This is a genomic window from Roseomonas sp. AR75 (assembly GCF_005222815.1).
Taxonomy (GTDB): domain Bacteria; phylum Pseudomonadota; class Alphaproteobacteria; order Acetobacterales; family Acetobacteraceae; genus Falsiroseomonas.
Genome location: NZ_STGB01000002.1, coordinates 201540 through 224342 on the forward strand (window position 1 = coordinate 201540; position 22803 = coordinate 224342).

Genomic DNA, 22803 nt, shown 5'->3' on the forward strand with positions numbered 1-22803 from the left:
CATGGATGGGCGCTACAGGATCCTGTTCGGCGACATCCACAACCACAACGGCCATGGCTACGGCGTCGGCTCCATCGAGCGCAGCATCGAGGTCGCGCGCACGCATCTCGATTTCTTCGCCTTCACCGGCCACATGCAGTGGCACGACATGCAGCCAATGGAAGGCGGGCGGGAGCAGCACTGGCTGAAGGGCTTCGCCCGCCTGCGCGAGACCTGGCCGCGCGTGCAGGGCGCCATCGCCGATGCCAACCGTGACGGCGAATTCAACGCCTTCCTCGGCTTCGAATGGCATTCCAGCGAGTATGGCGACCAGTGCGTGATCTTCCCGCAGGACCACCGCCCGCTGCACGAAGCGCCCGATGTGCCCGCGCTGCGCCGCTTCTGCGTGGCGGAGGATGCGCTGATGATCCCGCATCACCTCGCCTATCCCTCGGGCATGCGCGGCGTGAACTGGGGCGTGTTCTGCGAGCGCTGCACCCCGGTGGTGGAGATCTATTCCGAGCACGGCAATTCCGAGGACGACCGCGGCCCGCTGCCGATGTTCTCGCATTCCATGGGCGGGCGGCAGACCTCCAACACCGCGCGCGCCGCGCTGGCGGAAGGGCTGCGCTTCGGCTTCGTCGCGTCGTCGGACACGCATTCCGGCTTTCCCGGCGCCTATGGCGAGGGGCTGATGGCGGCGCTCTGCACGGATCAGACGCGGCCGGCGATCCTGGAGGCGATCCGCGCGCGCCGCACCTATGCGCTGACGGGCGACCGCATCGAGGTGGATTTCTCCGTCGATGGCGCGCCGATGGGCAGCAGCATCGAGGCGGGGCGCGAAGTGGAGGTTTCCTACCGTGTGCGAGGACGCGACGAACTCGACGTCGTGGAAGTGATCCAGGACGGCGCGGTGGTGCATCGCAGCTTCGCGCCGGAGGCCACGCCGCCGGATGCGCTGGACGCGCCGATCCAGCTCCGCTTCGAATGGGGCTGGGGCCCCTGGGGCGCGCTGGCGCTGCAGCGCATCTGCGATTGGCGCTTCGACATCGTCGCGGACGGCGCGGAGATCCTGCGCGTCTTCCCCTGCCTGCAATCCGGCCCGTACGATGAGGATCGCCGCCACCGCTTCGCGCTGCGCGACCCCCGGCAGCTTTCCGTCACCTCCTACACTTCGCGTCGCGAGGCCTATCGTGAGAACCCGAATCAGAGCGTGGTGCTGGAAATGCAGGCGAACTCCGACGCCGCGCTGACGCTGCGGCTGGAAGCGCCGGTCGCGCAGGAGAGCACGTCGCGCATCGCCGACCTTCTGCGCGAATCCCACAACATGCGCACCGGCCCCTTCCCCAAGGAGAGCCACCAGTGGCACCGCATCGTGCCGCGCAGCGCGTCGTCGCTGGAGGACCGCTGCCGCCTTGCCGTGCCGACCGATCGCCGCTCGCATGTCTATCTGCGCGTGCGGCAGAAGAACGGGCACATGGCCTGGGCCAGCCCCGTCTTCCTCAACCATCGCTGAGACGGACCAGGCGCCGATGAAGATCGCGACGATCGAAGTCTTTCCCATCGCGCTGCCGATGAAGGCGGTGCTGACCCTGCCGCGCGGCGCATCGCACACGCCCGATGTCGGCCGCCGCTCCTCGGTGGTGAAGATCACCGCCGATGACGGCACCGTCGGCTGGGGCGAAAGCATGCCGAGCCCGCGCTGGTCCGCCGAGACGCTGGAAAGCTGCGTCGCCGCGCAGCGCCGCTATCTCGGCCCCGCGGTGATCGGCCATGACCCCTTCGACATCGCCGGCCTGCACGCGAGGATGGATCGAGAGCTCGCGCCGCTCTTCGATCCCGGCCAGCCCATCGCCAAGGCCGCCATCGACATCGCCGTGCACGACCTGGTCTGCCGCAAGCTCGGCATCACGCTGCAATCCTGGCTCGGCGCGAAGCGCCGCGGCTCCGTGCAACTCGCGCGCCTGGTCTCCGCCGGCAGCGCCGAGGATGCCGCGCGCATCACGCGCGACGCGCATGCGCAGGGCTTCCGCGGCTTCAAGGTGAAGGTCGGTCATGCGCCGGAGAAGGACGAGGCGATCGTCGCCGCGGTGATCGAGGCCGCGCAGGGCGGCTACGTCTGGCCCGACGCCAACCAGGGCTACGATGTCGAGACCGCCATCGCGAAATCCCGCGCCTTCGAGCGGCTGGGCATCACCCTGTTCGAGCAGCCGCTGCCGGTCACCGACATCGCCGGGTTGCAGCGGCTGATGCGCAGCACGGGGCTGACCATCGCGCTCGACGAATCCGTGCTGTCCGCGCCGATGCTGCTGGACTTCCTCAAGCGCGACCTGGTGCAGGGCATCGCGATCAAGCTCGGCAAGGTCGGCGGCATCCACCATGCGCGGCGCATCTGCGACATGGCGCAGGCCGCCGGCGTGCGGCTGATCGGCAGCGGGCTGATGGACCCGCCGCTCGGCTTCGCCGCCTCGGTGCATCTCTTCGCCGCGTATGGGATGGACCTGCCCGTGGACCTGAATGGCCCGCAGCACATCGCCGAGGATTATCTCGCCGCGCCCTTCGCGATGCGCGGGCAGGAGGCGCTGGTGCCGGAAGGACCGGGGCTCGGCGTGACGGTGGACGAGGCGAAGCTTTCCCGCTTCGCGCTGGATGTCGGGTTGCGCTGACGGGATCGTCTCCGGCGAGGTCGGTCGCGCCCCCACCCCGACCCTCCCCCGCAAAGCGGGAGAGGGAGCAGGGCGCCTAGGCCCGCAACCCCGTCACGCCCCGGACATCCTCGTGCAGCGCATCGCGCAGCGGCAGCACATGCGTCGCCGCGCGTTCGCCGACCGCGCGCAGGAAGCCGCAACGCTCGTAGAAGCGGAACGCCGAGGCCGGCGCGCGCACGCGAACCCGCGGCCATCCTGCCTCCGCCGCGCCGGCGATGATCGCCTCCACCAGCGCGCGCCCCGCGCCATGCCCGCGCGACGCGCGCCGCACATACAGCCGGCGCACGCGCCCGGCGGAATCCTGCAGATACGGATCGCGCGTCAGGCCGCCGAGGCCGAGCAGCGCATCGCCGGCATAGGCCGCGAACAGCGCGGCGCCCGGCCCGTCGAAGCGTTGCGTACCGCTCTCCCAATCCTCGCGCAGCACCTCCAGCATCTTCTGGCTGTCGGCAAGCGCGTCCGCCGCCAGCTCGCCGAAGGCGGGCGGCAGGGCGCGGATCAGCGCGACGCGGATGGGCTGGGCGGTGCGCATCTCACCCCACGCGGCGGTTGTCGCCAGGGCGCAGGCGCAGCCCGGGCCGCAGGTGGCGGAAGGGCAGGATCGCGGAATCGGCCACCACGGGCCCCGGCGCCGCCGCGACCAGCACGGCTTCCGCGATCGGCTGGAAATCCGCACGGAAATGCACGCTGGATTTCAGGGCCAGGATCTTCTGCCGCGCCGGCTCCACGCCCAGATGCCGGAACAGCGCCTGGTCATAGGCCTGCATCTTGCGCGAGGTGACGATCACCGCCACCCCGCCGATGCCGATCAGCGCGCTCGGCCCGAGATCGGCATGGTTGCCCGCCGCCATCGGCCCCGTGCAGGTGAACTGCCCATCCGACAGCGCCAGCACGCGCGCCTCCACCTCCAGCGGCGCGCCATCGGACTTGCCGCCGAGCGCCAGCGAGACCTGCGCCCCCTCGCCCGCGGCGTGGCAGGCGGCCGCGCTCTCCGCATCGTTGATCAGGCCGAGCACCGCGCCTTCGGCGCGCTGCGCGAGGAGTTCGGCCAGCAGACCGGTGGTGTCGCCATGGCCACCACCGCCGGGGTTGTCCTGCGTGTCCGCGATCACCACCGGCTTCGCCGCGCCGCGCGCGAGATCGAGCGCCTGCGCCACGGCTTCGCGCGCTTCCAGGACGGGTTGCGCGAATTCCGTCTCGCGCAGGCGCAGCTCCTTCAGCAGCGCATCGGCCGCCGCGTCCGCCGCCTCTTGCGTCACGCCATAGGCCACCAGCGCGCAGCCGCAATCGGCAAAGTCGGCATAGGGAAAGCCGAAGCAGAGCGAGAGCTCCGCCGCGCCGAGCTTGGCCGAGATGGTCTGCCGCGCCGCCATCACCTCCGCCATCGGCGGCACCAGCGTGCACTGGCTGGTGATGGGAATCAGGTAGTCGAGCTGCCGGAACGCCTTGGCGAAGGGCTCGGCGCGGGCGATGCGGGCGAGCAGCAGCGTCATCGCGCGCGCGCCGGCTTCCTTCATGTCCACATGCGGATAGGTGCGGAAGGGGCAGAGGATGTCGGCGTCGCGCACCATCGCCGCCGTCAGGTTGCAGTGCGGATCGAGGCTGGCAGCGATGGGTACGCCCGGTCCGAGGATGGCGCGCGCGCGGCGCAGCAGCTCCCCTTCCGCATCGGGGAAATGCTCCGCCACCATCGCGCCATGCAGGTCGAGATAGAGGCCGTCGAGCGGCCCTTCCGCCAGCGCCGCCTGCAAATCGTGGAAGATCAGCGAGGCCAGGCGCTCGAAGGCTTCCGCGCTGACGGGGCCCGCGGGATTGGCGAAGCCCCAGGAGAGCGGCGCGATGGCAACGCCCGCGGCCTCGGCCTCCCGGATCGCGCCGGCAGCAGGCACGGCCGTGTCGCGCAGCGCCGCCACCAGCGTCGCCGGTCGCTGCACGGCAGGCCAGCCGCCGGGCTCGAGGAAATCGCGCCAGGTCGTCGGCCGTGGCGCGAAGGAATGGCTCTCGTGCAGGAAGCCGCCGATCGCGATGCGCATCTTGCTCAGTCTCTCGAAACCCCGGCGGCCGCGACAACGGCGTCCGCCAGCACCACCAGCCCCGCCTCCGCCCAGGCGGGCGTGATGCTCTCCGCCTCGTTGTGGCTGATGCCGCCATGGCAGGGACAGAACAGCATCACCGCAGGCACGCGCCGCGCCACATAGACCGCATCATGCCCGATCGCCGTCGGCATTTTTCGGACGTTGACGCCGCGGGTTTTCGCGGCGGCTTCCAGATGACCGACCAGGGCGGGATCGAAGGGCGTGGCCGGAGAGATCCAGAAATCCTCGATGGCGATGGTCACGCCGCGGCGCGCCGAGATGCCCGCGGCCTCGGCGCGCATCGTCGCCGCCAGCGCCGCGAGCTGGTCCTCATGGTCGTGCCGCGTGTCCAGGCTGAACCACACGCGCCCCGGCACCACGTTGCGGCTGTCCGGGTGCAGCGTCATCCGCCCGATGGTGGCGCGCGCGCCGGCCGCCAACGCCGCGCGCTCGATCATCAGCGCGCATTCCGCCGCCGCCATCAGCGCGTCCTTGCGCCCGGCCATGGCGCTGCCGCCATGCGCGTCCTCGCCGGTGACGGTCACCTCGAACCAGTGCTGCGCCAGCGCATGGGTGACGAGGCCGAGGTCGAAGCCCTCGCGCTCCAGCACCGGCCCCTGCTCGATATGCAGCTCGAAATAGGCGCCGAGCTCCTGCAGCGCCGTAGGATCGGCCTTGCCTGCCCAGCCGATGCGCGAAAGCTCCGCGCCGAACACGGCACCCGTGCTGTCGGTCTTCGCCAGCACCTCGGATTCAGGAAAAATCCCCATCGCGGCGCCGGAACCCATCATCGGCGGCGAGAAGCGCGCGCCCTCCTCGTTCGTCCAGTTGATCAGCGCGACCGGCGCCTCCGTCTCCACCCCCGCCTCATGCAGCGCGCGCAGGATTTCGAGGCCCGCCAGCACGCCCAGCACGCCGTCGAATTTTCCGCCCGTGGGCTGCGTATCCAGGTGGCTGCCGATGGCCACCCGCTTGCGCGACGGATCGCGCCCCGGCCGCGTCAGCACCATGTTGCCGACGCGATCCACGCTCAGCGTCGCGCCCGCCGCCGCGGCCTGCTTCGCGAGCAGATGCCGCGCGTAGGAATCGAGATCGGTCAGCGTCTGCCGGTTGCAGCCGCCCTTCGGCGTCCCGCCGATGCGAGCGTATTCCATCAGGCTGTCCCACAGCCGCGCGCCGGAGACCGGAAGGTTCCCTTTCACCGCACGGCCTCCACTCCGCACCACTCCGCCATGGTCAGCGCAATGGAGCGCGTGATGTCGTGCATCGAGTCCAGTCCCACGCTCTCGTCGATGCCGTGGATCTCCTGCGCATCCGGCCCGAAGCAGGCCACCGGCGTGCCCTGGTAGAGCTGGAAGAAACGGCCGTCCGTCAGCCCCGTCGCCGGATATTGGCGCAAATCCCCGCCCGTCACCTCGGCATAGCTCCGCATCGCCAGCTTCACGATCGGCGCCTCCATGTCGAAGACGCAGGCATCGGCGTGGAAGCCGCGGAATTCCACCTTCACCTTGGCGCCCTTCAATGCCGCATCGTCGCGCGCGGCATCCACGATGCGCTCGATATCGGCGCGGACGCGATCCGCGCTGTTCCCCACCATCACACCCACCCGCAGCCCCAGCCTCGCCCTGGTCGCGACCGAGCTGTTCCACTCGCCGCCGTCGAAGGTTCCGAGATTGACGTTTACCGGATGGTTAACGCCGCGGAAGCTGGCGTGGATGTGTTCGGCGCGGTTCATCTCGCGCTCATAGGCCTCGAAGCGCGACCAGATTGCCATCGCCGCCTCGATGGCGTTCACCCCCGCCTGCTTGTCCCGCACATGGGCCGGCCGGCCGGTGACGGTGACGAAGGCCCAGACCACGCCGACCTCGGCGGAATACATCGCGGGCAGGCCAGGGCCGGGCTCGGGGATGATCGCGGCCTGGCAGGGCGGCATTGCCACCATGCAGGCCAGCGCGCCGTTGCCGCTGCATTCCTCCTCGATCACGGAGTGCATCTGCACCTCGGCCGCGGGCTGCAGTCCGGCCTCCTTCAGCGCGCGGAAGGCAGTGACGTAGCTGATGATGCCGGCCTTCATGTCGCCGGCGCCGCGGCCGTACATGCGGCCGTTGCGGATCGCGGGCTCGTAGGGCGGCGTGGTCCATTCGTCGGCGGCGCCTTCCGGCACCACGTCCACATGCCCTTGCAGCACCAGCGAGCGCCCCGTCGCGCTGCGCGGCCGATGCACCGCGACCACGTTGTCCCGCCCCTCGTACGAAACAAGCGGCGGCGAGAAGCCGGGATGCGCCTTGAGCTTCTCGACCTCGACCGGCACGCGCTGTGGCGCGAGGCCAAGCCCCTCATAGATCCGCGCCATCTCGTTCAGCGCGGAGGCCTCGTTCCCCAGCGTGGAGGGGCAGCGCACCAGGCGCTCCAGCAGGCGCACGGACTCCCCGCGCAGCGCCTCGCAAGCATCCAGGATCGCGCGCCGCGCGCCCGGGTCCAACTCCGTCATGCCGTCCTTCCCGCCGTCAGGTGGCGGGCCTACCCTGCCAAAGATGAAGGCATTCGCCCACCCTGCCGAGGCGCGGCACGACCCGCGTTTCTTCCTCATGCGCGGCCGCGTCCGCCAGAACTTCGAGGTGCCGGCCCGCGCCGCCGCGCTGCGGGTCGGACTCTCCCGGCTGGGCATCGTTCCGGAGATCCCGCCCGAGGCGCCGCGCGCCGCGCTGGAGGCGGTGCATGCGCCGGACTACCTCGACTTCCTGCGCGACGCGCCCGCCGCCTGGGCCGCGCTGCCCGAGCCGGGGCCGGAGGTCGTGGGCAACATGCACCCGACGCCCGAGATGCTTCTGGAGGATGCGCGCCGTCCGAAGGGGCTGGTCGGCCAGGTCGGCTGGTACACCGCCGACACCGCCTGCCCGATCGGTGCCGGCACCTATGACGCCGCCATCGGCGCCGCCGCCTGCGCACTGGCCGCGGCGGCCGAAGCGGCGCAGGGCCGCACCGCCTACGCCCTCTGCCGCCCGCCGGGCCATCACGCCTATGCCGCGCGGGCGGGCGGGCATTGCTACGTCAACAACGCGGCGATCGCCGCCCAGGCTTTGCGTGATGCCGGCGCGCAGCGCGTCGCAGTGCTGGACATCGACAGCCACCATGGGAACGGGACTCAAGGACTCTTCTGGCTGCGCGGCGACGTGCTGACCGTCTCCGTCCATGGCGACCCGGACGGCTACTATCCCTGGTTCGTCGGCCGCGCCGAGGAACGCGGCGATGGCGATGGCGAGGAGCGGAACCTGAACCTGCCACTCGCGCAGGGCACCGGCGATGCCGGCTGGCTGGAGGCGATCGGGACTGGGCTGTCGGCCATCCGCGCCTTCAAGTCGGATGCGCTGGTCGTCTCCCTGGGCTTCGACGCCAGCGAGCACGAGCCGCTGAATTTCCTGGCCGTGACCGAGGACGGCTTCGCGCGGGCGGGCGCGATGATCGCCGCGGCGGGGCTGCCGGCGGCGATCATCCAGGAAGGCGGCTACAATGTGGACCGCATCGGCGGGCTGCTGGGACGCTTTCTCGGGGCGTGGAGAGGCTGACATGGCCCCGCAGACCAACCGCCAGGTCCGCCTCCGCGCCCGCCCGGAGGGCATTCCGCAGGCCGCGCATTTCGAGATCGTCGCAGCCCCCTTGCCGCCATTGGCCGAGGGCCATTTCCGCCTGCGCAACGCCTTCCTGTCGGTGGATCCCGCGATGCGCGGCTGGGTCTCCGCGGTGGCGAACTACTCGACACCGGTCGGTATCGGCGAAGTGATGCGCAGCTTCGCCGTCGGCGAGGTGATCGAGAGCCGCCACAACCTCTACGCGCCCGGCGACCGGCTGGTCGGCATGTTCGGCTGGCAGGACTACGCCGACAGCGACGGCACCAACGTCACGCGCCGCGTGCGGGAGACGAACCTGCCACTGTCCGCGCAGCTCGGCGTGCTCGGGCTGAACGGCGTCACCGCGCTGCTCGGGCTGACGCGCATCGGCGATCCGCGGCCCGGCGAGACGGTGGTGGTCTCGACCGCCGCCGGATCGGTCGGCGCGACGGTCGGCCAGGTCGCGAGGATCCTCGGCTGCCGCACGGTGGGCATCACAGGCGGCCCGGCGAAGGTCGCGCTGTGCCGCGATGAATTCGGCTACGACGTGGCACTCGACTACCGCGCGGAGGCTGACCTCTCCGCCGCCGTCGCCGCCGCCTGCCCGGATGGCGTGCATGTGTATTTCGACAACACCGCCGGCGCGGTCAGCGACGCGGTGATGCCGCATCTTGCCGTCGGCGCACGCGTGGTGATCTGCGGCACGGCCGCCATCGCCAGCTGGAACCCGCCGCCCCTCGGGCCCCGCGTCGAGCGGCACCTGCTGGTCAAGCGCGCGCGCATGCAGGGCTTTTTGTACTTTGATCACCTCGATGGCGCGGAGCAGGCCATCGAGCAGCTCGCCGGCTGGATGCGCGAGGGCCGGCTTGTCCACCGCGAGGACATCCTTGAGGGCCTGGAGGCCGCGCCGGATGCCATCGCGGGGCTCTATCGCGGCGAGAACCTGGGCAAGCGCCTGATACGGCTCTGACCCGGCGCGCTTCGCCGCCTCAGCGCGGCGTCGCCGCGTTCACCCGCCGCCCGATCTCCTGCGCGATCTGCGCCTTCTCCCGCACGAACACCGCGAACTCGTCGGGCGGCATCGCGATGCCCTGCAGCCCCTGCGTGTCGAACAGCGCGACGATCTCCGGATCATTCACCGCGGTGCGCATCGCCGCATGCGTCTTTTCCACCACGGCGCGCGGTGCGCCGGCCGGCATCCACAGGCCGAACCAGTTGACCACGTCGTAGCCGGCCAGCCCCTGCTCCTGCATCGTCGGCACGTCGGGCATGCCCTTCCAGCGCCGCGCGCCGGTCAGCGCGATGGCGCGCAGACGTCCCGCGCGCACATGCTCCAGTGCGACATTCGTGCCGACGAAGAACATGTCGATGCGCCCGGCCAGCAGGTCCGACACGCCCTCACCCACGCCGCGATAGGGCACGGAGAGGATATCGGTGCCGGTCATCGCCTTCATCAGCTCGGCTGGGATGTGGCTGGCCGTGCCGTTGCCGGCATTCACATAGGTCAGCTTGCCCGGCTCGCGCTTCGCCAGCGCGATCAGCTCCGCGAGGTTCGTCGCCCGCACCGAGGGATGCACCACCAGCGCCTGGCCGAAATTCTGCACGGCGAGCGTCACATGGGTGAAGTCGGCGATCGGGTCGAAATTGACGTTCGAATTGAAGGGCGGCGTGTTCACGTGGCTCGCCGTGGTGAACAGCCATGCGTAGCCATCGGCGGGCATGCGCGCGACCGCGGCCGTGCCGACGATGCCGCCCGCGCCCGGCCGGTTCTCGATCACCACCGTCTGGCCGAGCGCGGCCGAGAGTTTCGGCGCCAGCGCGCGGATGATGAGATCGGGCGGCCCGCCCGGCGGCGAGGGCACCACGGCGCGGATCGGCTTGTTCGGATAGTCGGCGCCCTGCGCCATCGCGCCGCCCGAAGCCAGCGCCGCCGCGCCGGCCAGCGCCGCGCGTCGCGTCAATCGCATCGTCATCGCACGCATCTCCCTCAGGAAACCTTCACCGGTCCGCCGGAGGCGATGGAGGCCATGATCGCCTCCAGCACCGCCACGTTGTGCACGCCGTCGCCATCCGGCAGCGCGAGCGGCCGCTTCGCCTGCACCGCTTCGGCGAAGTGGTCCAGCTCCGCGCGTTCCGTGCTGGTGTCCTCGAAGGTGATCACCTGCGGACGCTGCTTCTTCCCGATGTCGTTGCGGTCGATCAGGCAGAGCCGCAGCTGCCAGGTCGGCAGGTGCTCCACATCGCCCACCTCTGCCCAGCCATTCGATCCGAACACCTGCAGCCGCCAGGTTTCGGCGGTGGCGATGAGGGTGCCGAGATAGCCCGTCGCGCCGGAGCGGAAGCGGAACAGCATCGAGGTCGTGTCGTCCATGCCGAAATCCTGGACGAGGCGAAAACTCTGCGCCGTCGCCTGCTCGATCGGGCCGGCCAGCGAGAGCATCGCATCCACCACATGCACCCCGCGCCCGGTCATGCCGCCGGCCGGTCCCTCGTTGCGGTCGTGCCGCCAATGGCCCTTCGGGAAGCGATAGGCGGAGGGGCCGCAGAAATTGCCTTCCATGTGCAGGATGCGGCCGAGCGTGCCGTCCTCGACCAGCGCCTTGATGCGCTGCAAGGCCGGCTGGAAGCGCCAGTTGTAGCCGACCGCGAGCGTGACGCCCGCCTTCGCGCAGGCCTCCGCCGCGCGACGTGCGTCAGCGGCGTTCACGCCGAGCGGCTTCTCGGTGAAGACCGGCTTTCCGGCCGCCGCGGCGGCAACGATCTGGTCGGTGTGCTGGGTGTGGGGCGTTGCCAGCACCACCGCGTCGATCTCGGGATCGGCCAGCGCGGCCTCGTAGCTCTCCAGCATGCGCAGGCCGCGCGATGCGGCGAAGTCGGCGGCCTTGGCGGGGGTGCGCGTGGCGGCGGCGGTGAAGCGGATGTGCTTCGCCCCCTCGGCGCAGCGCACGAGATGCTGCCCCCAGGTGCCGAGGCCGATGATGGCGGCGCGGATCATGCGTGCGGTGTGCCCGTGTTGTGTCGCGTTGCATGAAAGGGCGATGCGGGACGGGGGGGAAGAGGGGTGGCGCTGCGTTCGGCAGGTCGGGCGCGCCCCCACCCCGACCCTCCCCAGCTTCGCAGGGGAGGGAGCAAGCCGCGCCGCCGGCGCCTCCCTCCCCCGTTTACGGGGGAGGGCCGGGGTGGGGGCGCGACCCGCCGCGAAGAAACCGCGCAGGACCCCCGGCGCTGACAAAACCCACGGTTGATCTGCCACCCCCACCCGCCCCACCCTGCCGCGCGTGTCCTCCATCGCCCGCATCCCGACCTTCGCCTTCGCCGGCATCGAGGCCGTGCCGGTCGAGGTCCAGGTGCAGATTGCCCCCGGCCTGCCTGCCTTCCTCGTCGTCGGCCTGCCCGACAAGGCCGTGGGCGAATCGCGCGAACGCGTCCGCGCGGCGCTCACCGCCATCGGCCTCTCGCTGCCGCCCAAGCGCGTGCTGGTGAACCTCGCGCCCGCCGACCTGCTGAAGGAAGGCAGCCATTTCGACCTGCCCATCGCGCTCGGCGTGCTCGCCGCGATGGAGGTCATCCCCCGCGATGCCGTGGCCGAATTCGCCGCCTTGGGCGAATTGGCCTTGGACGGCACGCTCGCGCCTGTCGCCGGCGTGCTGCCTGCCGCCATCGCGGCCGGCGCCCGGGAACTGGGCCTGGTCTGCCCTGGCCCGCAGGGTCCCGAAGCCGCCTGGGCCGGCACGGTGGAGGTGCTGGCGCCGCCCGACCTGCCCTCCCTGATCAACCACTTCGCAGGCCGCCAGCTTCTCTCGCCGCCCGCGCTGCCGGATGTCGAACCGGAACCCTGGCGCGGCCCGGACCTTGCCGAGGTGCGCGGTCAGGAATCGGCGAAACGCGCGCTGGAAATCGCCGCGGCGGGGTCGCTGAACCTGCTGATGGTCGGGCCTCCCGGCGCCGGCAAATCCATGCTCGCCGCGCGCCTGCCCGGCCTGCTGCCCGACCTGATCCCCGCCGAGGCGCTGGAAGTCTCGCTGGTGCATTCGGTCGCCGGCATGCTGCAAGGCGGCAAGCTGATCCGCCGCCCGCCCTTCCGCGATCCGCACCACTCCGCCAGCGTCCCTGCCCTCGTCGGCGGCGGGCATCGCGCCAAGCCGGGCGAGATCAGCCTGGCGCATCTCGGCGTCCTGTTCCTCGACGAGTGGCCGGAATTCCCGCGCCCCGCGCTGGAGGCGCTGCGCCAGCCCATGGAGACCGGGCGCACCACGATCAGCCGCGCCAACGCGCATGTCTCCTACCCCGCACGCTTCCAGTGCATCGCGGCGATGAACCCCTGCCGCTGCGGCTATCTCGGCGATCCCGCGCGCGAATGCGCCCGTGCGCCCGGCTGCGGCCAGGACTACCTCGCGCGGCTCTCCGGGCCGCTGCTCGACCGCATGGACCTGGTGATCGAGGTGCAGCCGATCCCTGCGGTGGAACTCGCCCGCGCCCCCATCGGCGAGCGCACGGAGGTCGTCGCTGCCCGCGTGGCCGCCGCGCGCGAACGCTGCCGCGCCCGCGGCGGGGCCGCGCGCAACGCCGGGGCCGGCTGGGACGAGCTGCAGCCGGGCCTGGATGCCGATGCGCTCACCCTGCTCGAGACCGCATCGGGCCGGCTGCGGCTCTCCACCCGCGGCCAGGTGCGGGCGCTGCGCGTGGCGCGCACCATCGCCGACCTGGCCGGCGCCGCGCGCATCGGCCGCGCCCATGTCGCGGAGGCGTTGGCCTTCCGGCACCGCGTGCCGGGTCGCTGATTCGTTCTCACCTCACTTTCGGATTGATTTCGTCCGGCTCTCGGGACGCAGCGCCCGGCTTCTGGTGCCCTGCGCATCAGCCGCAGCACGCGGCACTGAGTCGCCAGGAGAGAAGAGATGCTTGCCAGCAGCCGCCGGATCGCGATGCCGCCGATCACCGCGCACGCACCCGTCTGCTTCCGCCGCGTCAATGGCGAGGATCGCCACGGGCTGGCGGTGCACCTCCAGGAGCTCTGCGGCTGGGATCGCGTGGCGCGCTGGGGCGCGCCGCGCACGAATGCGGAGATCGAGACGGAATGCCGCGGCTACGACTTCCGCCCGCGCATCGGCAACGCCGTCGGCTTCGTGGCGCTCGCCAGCAGCGGGCGCGTCATCGGCGCGGCGCTGTCCTGGCGGCTGCCGGACGGCAGCGCGACGCTCGGCGTCAGCGTCAGCGAGTCCTGGCGCCGCCGCGGCATCGCCAGCGAATTGCTGGCCTGCCTGGTGCCCGGTGGCCTGCTCGGCCTCGGCGTCAGCAGCGCGGAAATCGACTTCGAGGCGGAGAACATCGCCATGCGCCGCCTGCTGCGGGGCCTGAAGGCGCATGTGCTGTTCGGCGCGCGGCGGGCCATCGTCACCGTTTGAGCAGCGGGGCAGTGCCCGTCGGTTGACCACGGCCTGACCGCATGGGAGGCAGCGCGGATGGAGATCATCCGCGCGCTCCCGGAACTGCGGCAGGCCAGCGCCAGGCTGCGCGCCGGCGGCCGCCGCCTGGCCCTCGTTCCCACCATGGGGGCGCTGCACCAGGGCCATATCGCGCTGGTGCGGGCCGGGCGCGGCGCCGCGGATGCCGTCGCCGTCTCGATCTTCGTCAACCCGCTGCAGTTCGGCCCGAACGAGGACCTCTCGCGCTATCCCCGCGACGAGGCAGGCGACCTGCGCAAGCTGCGCGAGGCCGGCTGCGACCTGGTCTGGATGCCCGAAATCGCCACCATGTATCCGCCCGGCGCCGCCAGCACGATCGAGGTGGGCGGCCCCGCCGAGGGCTTCGAAGGCGAGGCGCGCCCCGGCCATTTCCGCGGCGTCGCGACGGTCTGCACCAAGCTGTTCTGCCAGACCCAGGCCGATGTCGCGGTGTTCGGCGAGAAGGACTGGCAGCAGCTCCAGGTGATCCGCCGCGTCGTCGCCGATCTCGACCTGCCGCTGGCGATCCTGCCGCATGAGACTGTGCGGGAGGAGGACGGCCTCGCCTGCTCCTCCCGCAACATCCGCCTGACGCCGGAGCAGCGCGCGCAGGCGCCGCTGCTGCCGCAGAGGATGCGCTCGGCGCTGACGCGCATCGCCAGCGGCGAGCCGCCGGGGCCGGTGCTGACGGAAGCGGTGTCGGACCTCACCGCCGCCGGCTTCGCGCCCGACTACCTCGCGCTGGTGGAGCCGGAGACGCTGCGCCCCTGGCAATCAGGCCCGGGCCGACTGCTCGCTGCCGCACGGCTCGGCGATGTGCGGCTGCTGGACAACATGGCGCTGGACTGACGACATAAGCGGGCGCTGTCAGCGTCGGCGCTGCCGATCCCGACGCAGGCGGTGCAGCTCGGCCAGGCGCTCCGCGACGGCGCGTTCGGCGCCCCGGTCGGTGGGGGTGTAGAGGCGCTGCGGGTCCATGCCCTCGGGCCAGTAGTTGGCGCCGGAAAAGCCTTCCTCCGCGTCGTGGTCGTATTCGTAGCCGCTGCCGTAGCCAAGCTGCTTCATCAGCTTCGTCGGCGCGTTGAGGATGTTCTGCGGCGGCATCAGGCTGCCGGTCTCCTTCGCCGCCCGCATCGCGGCGCCGAAGGCCGCATACACCGCATTGGACTTCGGCGCGGTGGCGAGATGCACGACAAGCTGCGCCAGGGCGAGTTCCCCCTCGGGCGAGCCGAGCCGTTCGTAGGTCTCCCACGCCGCGATCGCGAGCGGCAGCGCGCGGGGATCGGCCATGCCGACATCCTCCGCGGCGAAGCGCGTCAGGCGGCGGGCGATGTAGCGCGGGTCCTCGCCGCCCGTGAGCATCCGCGCGAACCAGTAGAGCGCCGCATCCGGATCGGAACCGCGCAGCGATTTGTGCAGCGCGGAGATCAGGTTGAAGTGCTCTTCGCGATCCTTGTCGTAGAGCGCGGCGCGCCTCGCCAGCAGCGCGGCGAGCGCGGTCGGGTCCAGCGCATCGCCGCCGGGCGGGATCGCGAGCAACTGCTCCGTCATGTTCAGCAGGTAGCGGCCATCGCCATCGGCCATGGCGCGGAGCGTGGCGCGGGCGTCCTGCGTCAGCGGCAGGGCGCGTTCCTCCATCGCCTCGGCGCGGGCGAGCAGCGCCTCCATCGCGTCGTCGTCCAGCCGCTTCAGCACCAGCACCTGGCAGCGCGAGAGCAGCGCGCCGTTCAGCGCGAAGGAGGGATTCTCGGTCGTCGCACCGACCAGCGTGATGGTGCCGTCCTCCACCACCGGCAGGAAGCCGTCCTGCTGCGCGCGGTTGAAGCGATGCACCTCGTCCACGAAGAGCAGCGTCCCTTTGCCCTTTCGGCGGCGGTCGCGCGCATCGTCGAAGGCGCGCTTGAGGTCGGCGACGCCGGAGAACACCGCGGAGAGCGGATGGAAATGCAGCCCGGCCGCGGCGGCGAGCAGCCGCGCGATGGTGGTCTTCCCCACACCCGGCGGCCCCCAGAGGATCAGCGAGGGCAGCGAGCCGCGGGCGAGCATCAGCGTCAGCGTCCCCGCGGGGCCGAGCAGGTGGTCCTGGCCGATCACCTCGGCCAGCACGCCCGGGCGCAGCCGGTCGGCCAGCGGGCGGGGGCCGGTTGGCGCGGCGGCATCGGTCTGAGGGTCGCCGAACAGGTCGGGGGCGCGGGCCATGCGGGGGAATGTGGGCCGGGCGGGGATGGACGGAAAGCCATGGCGCTGACCTTCCCCTACATGATCAGACGTATCGTTTCTGTCCTGTTTACACGAAAAATGAGATGAATGCGGCAGCGGGGTCGCAGTCCGCGACCTCGGCTTACCTGGACCCTCCACCGATGCGTGTTCCCCTCGCCGCGGCCGCCGCCGCGCTGTCACTGCTGGCCGCCCCCTCCCAGGCCAGCACGATCACCATGCAGACGCGCGAATACACCGGCGGCGCGCTGGGCTCCGCCGCGGCGTATCAGAGCCTGATCGACGGCCTGGTCGCCGCGCCCGCCACCGCCGGCTATGGCGATGCCGCGCCGATGGTGTTCAACGGGCTCAACAACAGCATCACGATGCAGGGGCCGTCCGGCAGCTACGCGGCAAAGTTCACGATCGACTTCGCCATCGGGCCCGGCCAGGCCGGCACCTACAGCATGCAGTTCGGCGTGGATTTCGGCCTGGGCGGCGCGCTTTTCGTGAACGGCGCGGCGGTCGCCTTCAGCGCGGACGACATGTGGTGGGGCGGCAGCTACAACAATGCCGGCGAGATCCTGCAGGCCGATGTGACGCTCGGCGCCGGGCAGCATCGCGTGACGCTCTACGGCCTCGAAGGCTGCTGCGACGGCACGATGCAGGGCCGCTTCCTGGCGCCGAACGCCTCCAGCTACACGCTGTTCGGGACGAATGACGGGCTGAACTCCGCCTGGCCGATCACGGATGTGCCGGCGCCGGCTGCGCTCGGCGTCTTCGCGGTGGGTCTGCTCGGCCTTGTTGCATCGCGGCGGCTCCGGGCGGCCTGAGCGCCTTCGCCCCGGGCGTGAAGGGAGACTGGCGCGCTTCCCCATGACGCGGCATCACGGTGCCGGACCCTGGAGGAAACACGTCATGACCCGTCTGAGCCGACGCGCCCTGGGCGCCGCGCTGCTGGCCTCTCCTCTGGCAGCGCGGGCCCAGGGCCAATGGTCCCCGAGCCGGTCGATCCGCATGATCGCGCCCTATCCGCCGGGCGGCGGGGTGGACACCACCTCCCGCCTGCTCGCGGGGCCGATGGGCAGCGTCCTCGGCCAGCAGATCGTGGTGGAGAACCGCGGCGGCGCCGGCGGCTCGATCGGTGCGGCGGAACTCGCGCGCAGCGCGCCGGATGGCCACACGATCATGATCGACGCGATGGCGCATACGGTGAACCCGGCGCTGCTGCGCAACCTGCCCTTCGATTACGCCACCGCCTTCACGCCGATCAGCCAGGTCGTGGTGCTGCCGCAGATCCTGGTGATCAACCCGCAGATCCCGGCGCGGACGCTGCAGGAATTCGTCGCCTATGTGAAGGCGCGGCCGGGGCAGCTTTCCTACGGATCCTCGGGCAACGCGACGGCGGCGCACCTGGCCGCGGCGCTGTTCGTCAACCGCGCGGGGCTCGACATCCAGCACGTGCCTTATCGCGGCGGCACGCCCGCGCTGCAGGACCTGCTGGGCGGCAGCATCGCCTTCGTCTTCGGCACCGTCTCCTCCTCGCTGCAACTGGCCCGCGACGGCAAGCTGCGGCCGCTGGCGGTGAGCACGGCGACGCGCATCGCCTCGCTGCCGGATGTGCCGACGGTGGCCGAGCAGGGCTTCGCCGGTTTCGAGCTGAATGAGTGGAACGGGCTCTACGCGCCGGCGGGGCTGCCGCCGGGTGCCGCGGAGCGTCTGTACGAGGTGGCGAAGCACGCGCTGGCGGATGCGACGGTGCGCCAGCGGCTGGATGCGTTGGGCGCCATCCCGCTCGGCACGCCGCCGGCGGAGTTCGCGCGCTTCGTCGCGGCGCAGCGCGAGGCGATGGCGAAGCTGGTGCGGGAGACCGGGATCGAAGTGGGGTGAGCCTCTCGCCCGTTTCCTGCGATGTCCTCGTCGCGGGGGGCGGGATGGCGGGCTGCATGGCCGCCATCGCCGCCGCGCGCGCGGGGGCGTCCACGCTGCTGGTGGAGCGCTGGGGGTTCCTCGGCGGCGCTGCGACGGCCGGCGCGGTCGGGCAGTTCGTGGGCTGGGAGACGGCAGCCGGCCGTCGTGTGATCGGCGGCCTCGGCGCGGCGCTGGTGCAGCGGCTGGTCGCGGCCGGGATCGCGGATGGGCACGGCCATTTCACCATGTCCACGGGCCACCGCATGGACCGTGTGAACTACGAGCCGGAGGCGCTGAAATCGGCGCTGGACGACTGGATGGCGGAGGAAGGCGTGCGCGTGCTGCTGCACGCCGCCATCGCCGAGGTCACCTGCGCCGGGCGCGGCGTGGAAGCCGTGCGGCTGCTGACGCGCGGCGGCATGCTCACCGTCCGGCCGCGGGTGGTGGTGGATTGCTCGGGCGAACTGGACCTGATGGCGCGGGCGGGCGCGGATTTCCTGCCGCTGGAGTCGGATGAGACGCTGCAGCCGGCAACGCTGATGTTCCGCTTCGGGCCGCTGGACTGGGATGCGTTCGACGCGATCCCGGCGGCCGATCGCGCGGCGCTGGCGCGACGCGGCGTGGAGAGCGGCGCGCTGGCGCGGGCGGCGCTGCATGCGGCGCCGGTGCCGGGCAGCGCCGATGCCTGGTTCAACATCACCCGCGTAGCCGTGGACGCGACCGAGCCCTTCGCGCTGTCCGACGCCGAGGCCGAGGGGCGGCGCCAGGCGTTCCGGGCGGCGCGCTACCTGCGCGAGAGCGTGCCGGGCTGCGCGGCGGGGCGGCTGGTGGCGCTGGCGCCGCAGCTCGGCATCCGGGAGACGCGGCGGATCGCGGGGCTGCATGTGCTGACGGCGGCGGAGTTGCGCGCGGGGGTGATCTTCCCCGACACGGTGGCGCTCGGCGCCTATCCCATCGACATCCATCCGGCGCAGGGCGCGGGGCTGGGCTTCGAGGAACTCGGCGCCGACCATGCCTATGCGATTCCCTATCGCAGCCTGGTGCCGGCGCGGCTGGACAACGCGCTGGTGGCGGGGCGCGGGATCAGCGCGACGCATGAGGCGAATGGCGCGATCCGCGTGATGCCGATCGCCATGGCGCTCGGCCAGGCGGCGGGGAGTGCCGCGGCGATGCTGGCGGCGGCGAATGTTCCGGCGGCAGGGTTGGATGTGGGCGCGTTGCGGGAGAGGCTGCGCGCGGAGGGGGCGGTGCTGGCGCCTGGCTGAGGAGGTCGGCGCGGCCCCCACCCCGACCCTCCCCCGCACTGCGGGGGAGGGAGAAGGACGAGGGAGGGAACGAGACATGACCACGATCACACGTCGCGCGGCGCTCGCGCTCGGCGGCGCAGCCTTCGCCACGCGCGCCCACGCGCAGGACAGCTGGCCGAACCGGCCCTTGCGCATCATCGTCCCCTTCCCGCCCGGCGGCCCGGCCGATGGCTCGGCGCGCGCGCTGGCGGAGGTGATGTCGCCGGCGCTCGGCCAGCCCGTGGTGGTGGAGAACCGCGCCGGCGCGGGCGGCGTGATCGGCATCACCGCCGCCGCGCAGGCGACCGACGGGCACACGCTGCTGATGGGCAGCACCTCCATGACCGTGACGCCGGCGCTGCGCGCCGACCTGCCCTATGACATCTTCCGCGACTTCGCGCCGGTGGGGATGGTCTCGGCGCAGCCGCTGGTGCTGGTGGTGCCGGCGAACTCCCCGCTGCGCGACGTCGCGGCCGTGGTGGCGGCGGGGAAGAACCCGGGCCTCAATTCCGGCACCAGCGGCAACGGCACGCTGAGCCACCTGGCGATCGAGCTGTTCAACGCGCGGACCGGCACGCAGATCAGCCCCGTCGCCTATCGCGGCGAGAGCGCGATCGTGCCGGACCTGCTGAACGCCACGCTGTCGATGGGCTTCCTCAACCTGCCGATCCTGCTGCCGCTGCTGGCCGAGGGGAAGCTGCGCGCGCTGGCGGTGGGCTCGCCGCAACGCTCCGACCGGCTGCCCACCGTGCCGACCTTCGCCGAGGCCGGCGTTCAGGGCATGGAAGCGCAGGGCTGGGCCGCGCTGCTGGCGGCGAAGGGCGTGCCGGAGGCGGGACTCGCGAAGCTGGAAGCGGCCCTGCAGACCGCGCTGCGCAGCGAACCCGTGAAGGCGCGCTTCGCGGCCTTCGGCGTCACGCCCGTGATCTCCACCCGCGCCGGTCTCGCGCAGTATCTGCGCGAGGAATACGAGCGCTGGGGCGAGGTGGTGCGCAGCCGCGGCATCCGTGCCCAGTAGCGCGCGCGCTTGACGGCGCCCGGCCGGCAGCGCCATTCCCGGCGGAAACGCCAGGAGAAATGACGATGTCGGTCTTCAGCCGTCGCGCGACGCTCGCCGCCCCTGCCCTGCTGCTGCCCTTCGCCGCCCGCGCGCAAGGCGCCTGGCCGACGCGCTCGATCCGCCTGGTCGTGCCCTTCTCGGCCGGCGGCGCGGCGGACAGCTCGGCGCGCGTGCTGACGGGGCGGATGGGCGAGAAGCTCGGCCAGGTGATCGCGGTGGAGAACCGCACCGGCGCCTCCGGCTCGCTCGGCGGGCTGGAGGTCGCGCGGGCGACGGATGGCCATACCTTCCTGTGGGATGCGTCGAGCCACATCGTGAACCCGACGCTGCTGCCAAACCTGCCCTTCGACTATGCGACGGCCTTCACGCCGATCTCGCTGGTGGTGCTGTTCCCCTCCGCCGTCGCGGTGAAGAACGACTTCCCGGCGCGCACGCTGGCGGAGTTCGTGGCGGCGGCGAAGGCGCGGCCGGGCGCGATCACGGTCGGCACGCAGGGCAATGCGACGGCGGGGCATCTCGGGCTGCTGGCCTTCGCCAAGGTGGCGGGGATCGAGGTGATCCACGTGCCCTATCGCGGCGGCGCCGCGGCGGCGCAGGACCTGGCGAGCGGCGCGATCGACGCGGTGTTCACCACGCTGGTCTCGGCCGGGCCGGTGGTGGATTCCGGCCGCGCGCGCTTCCTTGCCGTGGGCACGACGGAGCGGGTGGAGAGCCGGCCACAGGTGCCGACCATCGCGGAGAGCGGGTATCCCGGCTTCGAATCCAACGAATGGGCCGGGCTGTTCGCGCCTTCGCGCACGCCGGAAGCAGTGGTGGCGCGGATGTACGACGCGCTGACCGACGCCATCGCGGTGCCGGCGAACCGCCAGCGGCTGATCCAGATCGGCTGCGTGCCAGTGGCGAGCCGCCCGGCGGAGTTCGCGCGCTTCGTCACCGAGGGCCGCGCGGCGATGGCGACGCTGGTGCGGGAGGCGAATATCCGGGTGGATTGAGGGTTTCGGCGCCACGCGCGGAGGCGACGCTCTTGCGTTGCTGCACGCCCCCCTCACCCAACCCTCTCCCCCCTGTGGGAGGAGAGGGCTTGCCTGACGGATTGGACGGACGGTCCTGACCCAGCAGCCCAACCAGCACCTGGCCGGCATCCTGCTGATGTCGGCCGCGGTGCTCTGCTTCACGCTGAACGACGTGCTGGGGAAGTGGCTGGTCGCCACCTACACCGTCGCGCAGGTGCTGGTGCTGCGGAGCATCGCGGCGCTGGTGGTGCTGGCGCCGATGGTGCGGCGCGAGGGCTTGGAGCATCTGCTGCGGCCGAAGCGGCCCGGCCTGCAGGCGCTGCGCGTCGCCTTCGGCACGGTGGAGGTGGGTGCCTTCTACTGGGCGGTGTCGATGATGCCGCTGGCGGATACGCTCGCCTTCTGGATGGCGATGCCGATCTTCGTCGCCGTCGCCTCCGCCGTGGTGCTGAAGGAGAGGCTGGAGCCGGCGCGGCTGGCGGCGGTGGTGCTGGGCTTCGTCGGCGTGGTTCTGGCGCTCGGTGCCGGGCTCGACCATGGCTGGAAGCCGACGCTGGTCGCGCTGGTCGGCGTCTCCGTCTACACGGCCTATCTGCTGATGACGCGCGCGCTGCGCGCGACGCCGGCCGGGGTGATGGCGGTGTACCAGATGACCGGCGCGATGCTGTTCGGCCTGGTGCTGGCGCCCTTCGGATGGGTCACGCCGACCTGGTTCGATGCGGGGCTGCTGATGCTGCTCGGCGTGGTCGGCGCGGGCGCGCATGTGATGGTGACGAAGTCGCTGGCGCTGGCACCGGCCGCGGTGGTGGTGCCCTGGCAATACGCGATGATCCTGTGGGGCATCCTGTTCGGCTGGATCTTCTTCGGCGACGTGCCGGAGCCGCTGATGCTGGTGGGCGTCGCGGTGATCGTCGGCGCGGGGCTTTGGCTGACGCGGCTGGAGATGCGAGGCACGCGGGGGTAGGCGCCCTACTCCCGGAGCTTCGCCACCCAGCGACCCGGGACATGCGCTGCCTCGTCATGCCCCGGCCAAGGCGGCATCGTCACGCCCACCGCTTCGAAGGGAACATCACCGACGCAGCGGAACTGGAAGCGTGTGCCGAGCGGAATCGAAAGGCTGACGCCCGGCACCAGCGGCGTCATCTCCTCGCGGCCGGCCTGGCTGCGCCACATCTCGCCACGGCCGCCGACGACATACCAGAGTTCCTCCACGGTGCGGTGCTCGACGGCGATGGAGACCTCGCCGGGCGCCAGGCGGAAATGCGCCATGCTGCCGCCGGCGAGGCGCAGCAGCACGCGCACCTCCGAGCCATCGGGCGCAAGGACATCGGGCGCGTCGGGAAGCGGCTTCGTGGCGAAGGGCGGCGGCGCGGACATGGCGGAAGGATGCCTCGGCAAGGCCGAAAAGAGAAAGGGCGCCTTGCGGCGCCCCTTGAACCCCCACCCCGACCAACCTTCGGCCTCCAACGCCTTCGGCGTTGAAGCCCCCGCACGCGGGAGAGGGAGCAGGCCGCGCGGCGTGG

General features: G+C 71.7%; 21 protein-coding genes. 13 read left to right on the plus strand and 8 right to left on the minus strand.

Going from position 1 to position 22803, the window contains the following annotated elements; translation table 11 throughout:
• Position 1: 1 nt before the first annotated feature.
• Both E4T13_RS08830 and E4T13_RS08835 read left to right on the plus strand, forming a co-directional pair.
• Positions 2–1495, plus strand: a complete 1494-nt coding sequence (locus tag E4T13_RS08830; protein ID WP_137177921.1) for a hypothetical protein — start codon at positions 2–4, stop codon at positions 1493–1495.
• Between the two features lie 16 nt (positions 1496–1511).
• Entirely contained in the window at positions 1512–2645 is a 1134-nt protein-coding gene (locus tag E4T13_RS08835) for a mandelate racemase/muconate lactonizing enzyme family protein (protein ID WP_170984887.1), read from the plus strand.
• A gap of 76 nt (positions 2646–2721) precedes the next feature.
• On the opposite strand, the gene E4T13_RS08840 is transcribed toward E4T13_RS08835, so the two are convergent.
• From E4T13_RS08840 to E4T13_RS08855, 4 genes are read right to left on the minus strand one after another with little or no spacing between them, the layout of a single operon-like run.
• Positions 2722–3219, minus strand: coding sequence for a GNAT family N-acetyltransferase (locus E4T13_RS08840; RefSeq protein WP_137177923.1), 498 nt, complete (start codon positions 3217–3219; stop codon positions 2722–2724).
• A gap of 1 nt (position 3220) precedes the next feature.
• Positions 3221–4720, minus strand: coding sequence for a M81 family metallopeptidase (locus E4T13_RS08845; RefSeq protein ID WP_137177924.1), 1500 nt, complete (start codon positions 4718–4720; stop codon positions 3221–3223).
• Positions 4721–4725: 5 nt separating this feature from the next.
• Positions 4726–5964, minus strand: a complete 1239-nt coding sequence (locus E4T13_RS08850) for a Zn-dependent hydrolase (RefSeq protein ID WP_240791051.1) — start codon at positions 5962–5964, stop codon at positions 4726–4728.
• Entirely contained in the window at positions 5961–7253 is a 1293-nt protein-coding gene (locus E4T13_RS08855; protein WP_137177925.1) for an ArgE/DapE family deacylase, read from the minus strand. Before E4T13_RS08855 ends, E4T13_RS08850 begins: the two co-directional genes overlap by 4 nt.
• A gap of 43 nt (positions 7254–7296) precedes the next feature.
• On the opposite strand from E4T13_RS08855, the gene E4T13_RS08860 reads away from it, so the two are divergent.
• Complete coding sequence (locus tag E4T13_RS08860; RefSeq protein WP_137177926.1) at positions 7297–8328, plus strand: histone deacetylase family protein; 1032 nt, start codon at positions 7297–7299, stop codon at positions 8326–8328.
• Between the two features lies 1 nt (position 8329).
• Positions 8330–9340: an NADP-dependent oxidoreductase gene (locus E4T13_RS08865; RefSeq protein WP_137177927.1), complete on the plus strand. Its 1011-nt coding sequence runs from the start codon at positions 8330–8332 to the stop codon at positions 9338–9340.
• Between the two features lie 19 nt (positions 9341–9359).
• On the opposite strand, the gene E4T13_RS08870 is transcribed toward E4T13_RS08865, so the two are convergent.
• Positions 9360–10343, minus strand: a complete 984-nt coding sequence (locus tag E4T13_RS08870; protein ID WP_170984888.1) for a tripartite tricarboxylate transporter substrate-binding protein — start codon at positions 10341–10343, stop codon at positions 9360–9362.
• Positions 10344–10357: 14 nt separating this feature from the next.
• Positions 10358–11365, minus strand: a complete 1008-nt coding sequence (locus tag E4T13_RS08875) for a Gfo/Idh/MocA family protein (RefSeq protein WP_137177929.1) — start codon at positions 11363–11365, stop codon at positions 10358–10360.
• A gap of 283 nt (positions 11366–11648) precedes the next feature.
• Here E4T13_RS08875 and E4T13_RS08880 point away from each other — a divergent pair, with 283 nt between their 5' ends.
• From E4T13_RS08880 to panC, 3 genes are all read left to right on the plus strand, one after another.
• Positions 11649–13151: a YifB family Mg chelatase-like AAA ATPase gene (locus E4T13_RS08880; RefSeq protein WP_137177930.1), complete on the plus strand. Its 1503-nt coding sequence runs from the start codon at positions 11649–11651 to the stop codon at positions 13149–13151.
• A 117-nt stretch (positions 13152–13268) separates the two neighbouring features.
• Positions 13269–13775 carry a GNAT family N-acetyltransferase gene (locus E4T13_RS08885; protein ID WP_137177931.1) on the plus strand — a complete coding sequence of 169 codons (507 nt, stop codon included), beginning with the start codon at positions 13269–13271 and terminating at the stop codon, positions 13773–13775.
• Positions 13776–13832: 57 nt separating this feature from the next.
• Positions 13833–14663, plus strand: coding sequence for a pantoate--beta-alanine ligase (panC, locus tag E4T13_RS08890; RefSeq protein ID WP_137177932.1), 831 nt, complete (start codon positions 13833–13835; stop codon positions 14661–14663).
• Between the two features lie 18 nt (positions 14664–14681).
• Here panC and E4T13_RS08895 read toward each other — a convergent pair whose 3' ends face one another.
• Positions 14682–16013 carry a replication-associated recombination protein A gene (locus tag E4T13_RS08895; protein WP_137177933.1) on the minus strand — a complete coding sequence of 444 codons (1332 nt, stop codon included), beginning with the start codon at positions 16011–16013 and terminating at the stop codon, positions 14682–14684.
• A gap of 161 nt (positions 16014–16174) precedes the next feature.
• Between E4T13_RS08895 and E4T13_RS08900 the strand changes: the two genes are divergently transcribed.
• From E4T13_RS08900 to E4T13_RS08925, 6 genes are all read left to right on the plus strand, one after another.
• Complete coding sequence (locus E4T13_RS08900) at positions 16175–16843, plus strand: CCXG family PEP-CTERM protein (protein ID WP_137177934.1); 669 nt, start codon at positions 16175–16177, stop codon at positions 16841–16843.
• Positions 16844–16928: 85 nt separating this feature from the next.
• On the plus strand, positions 16929–17900 hold the full coding sequence (locus tag E4T13_RS08905) for a tripartite tricarboxylate transporter substrate binding protein (RefSeq protein WP_137177935.1): 972 nt from the start codon (positions 16929–16931) through the stop codon (positions 17898–17900).
• On the plus strand, positions 17897–19186 hold the full coding sequence (locus E4T13_RS08910) for an FAD-dependent oxidoreductase (protein ID WP_256370440.1): 1290 nt from the start codon (positions 17897–17899) through the stop codon (positions 19184–19186). Before E4T13_RS08905 ends, E4T13_RS08910 begins: the two co-directional genes overlap by 4 nt.
• Positions 19187–19262: 76 nt before the next feature.
• Positions 19263–20225: a tripartite tricarboxylate transporter substrate binding protein gene (locus E4T13_RS08915; RefSeq protein WP_137177936.1), complete on the plus strand. Its 963-nt coding sequence runs from the start codon at positions 19263–19265 to the stop codon at positions 20223–20225.
• Between the two features lie 65 nt (positions 20226–20290).
• Positions 20291–21259 (plus strand): tripartite tricarboxylate transporter substrate binding protein, encoded by a 969-nt coding sequence (locus tag E4T13_RS08920; protein ID WP_137177937.1) that lies wholly within the window; start codon positions 20291–20293, stop codon positions 21257–21259.
• A gap of 154 nt (positions 21260–21413) precedes the next feature.
• Positions 21414–22244 carry a DMT family transporter gene (locus tag E4T13_RS08925; RefSeq protein ID WP_256370447.1) on the plus strand — a complete coding sequence of 277 codons (831 nt, stop codon included), beginning with the start codon at positions 21414–21416 and terminating at the stop codon, positions 22242–22244.
• Positions 22245–22249: 5 nt separating this feature from the next.
• Here the strand turns inward: E4T13_RS08925 and E4T13_RS08930 are convergent, their stop codons facing one another.
• Entirely contained in the window at positions 22250–22657 is a 408-nt protein-coding gene (locus E4T13_RS08930) for a cupin domain-containing protein (RefSeq protein ID WP_137177939.1), read from the minus strand.
• Between the last annotated feature and the right edge of the window lie 146 nt (positions 22658–22803).

Bases quoted from the DNA above. Each gene is read 5' to 3' on its own strand.
- E4T13_RS08830 (WP_137177921.1), top strand. From the start codon at position 2: ATGGATGGGCGCTACAGGATCCTGTTCGGCGACATCCACAACCACAAC.
- E4T13_RS08835 (WP_170984887.1), top strand. From the start codon at position 1,512: ATGAAGATCGCGACGATCGAAGTCTTTCCCATCGCGCTGCCGATGAAG.
- E4T13_RS08840 (WP_137177923.1), bottom strand. From the start codon at position 3,219: ATGCGCACCGCCCAGCCCATCCGCGTCGCGCTGATCCGCGCCCTGCCG.
- E4T13_RS08845 (WP_137177924.1), bottom strand. From the start codon at position 4,720: ATGCGCATCGCGATCGGCGGCTTCCTGCACGAGAGCCATTCCTTCGCG.
- E4T13_RS08855 (WP_137177925.1), bottom strand. From the start codon at position 7,253: ATGACGGAGTTGGACCCGGGCGCGCGGCGCGCGATCCTGGATGCTTGC.
- E4T13_RS08860 (WP_137177926.1), top strand. From the start codon at position 7,297: ATGAAGGCATTCGCCCACCCTGCCGAGGCGCGGCACGACCCGCGTTTC.
- E4T13_RS08865 (WP_137177927.1), top strand. From the start codon at position 8,330: ATGGCCCCGCAGACCAACCGCCAGGTCCGCCTCCGCGCCCGCCCGGAG.
- E4T13_RS08870 (WP_170984888.1), bottom strand. From the start codon at position 10,343: ATGACGATGCGATTGACGCGACGCGCGGCGCTGGCCGGCGCGGCGGCG.
- E4T13_RS08875 (WP_137177929.1), bottom strand. From the start codon at position 11,365: ATGATCCGCGCCGCCATCATCGGCCTCGGCACCTGGGGGCAGCATCTC.
- E4T13_RS08885 (WP_137177931.1), top strand. From the start codon at position 13,269: ATGCTTGCCAGCAGCCGCCGGATCGCGATGCCGCCGATCACCGCGCAC.
- panC (WP_137177932.1), top strand. From the start codon at position 13,833: ATGGAGATCATCCGCGCGCTCCCGGAACTGCGGCAGGCCAGCGCCAGG.
- E4T13_RS08895 (WP_137177933.1), bottom strand. From the start codon at position 16,013: ATGGCCCGCGCCCCCGACCTGTTCGGCGACCCTCAGACCGATGCCGCC.
- E4T13_RS08900 (WP_137177934.1), top strand. From the start codon at position 16,175: ATGCGTGTTCCCCTCGCCGCGGCCGCCGCCGCGCTGTCACTGCTGGCC.
- E4T13_RS08905 (WP_137177935.1), top strand. From the start codon at position 16,929: ATGACCCGTCTGAGCCGACGCGCCCTGGGCGCCGCGCTGCTGGCCTCT.
- E4T13_RS08915 (WP_137177936.1), top strand. From the start codon at position 19,263: ATGACCACGATCACACGTCGCGCGGCGCTCGCGCTCGGCGGCGCAGCC.
- E4T13_RS08920 (WP_137177937.1), top strand. From the start codon at position 20,291: ATGTCGGTCTTCAGCCGTCGCGCGACGCTCGCCGCCCCTGCCCTGCTG.
- E4T13_RS08930 (WP_137177939.1), bottom strand. From the start codon at position 22,657: ATGTCCGCGCCGCCGCCCTTCGCCACGAAGCCGCTTCCCGACGCGCCC.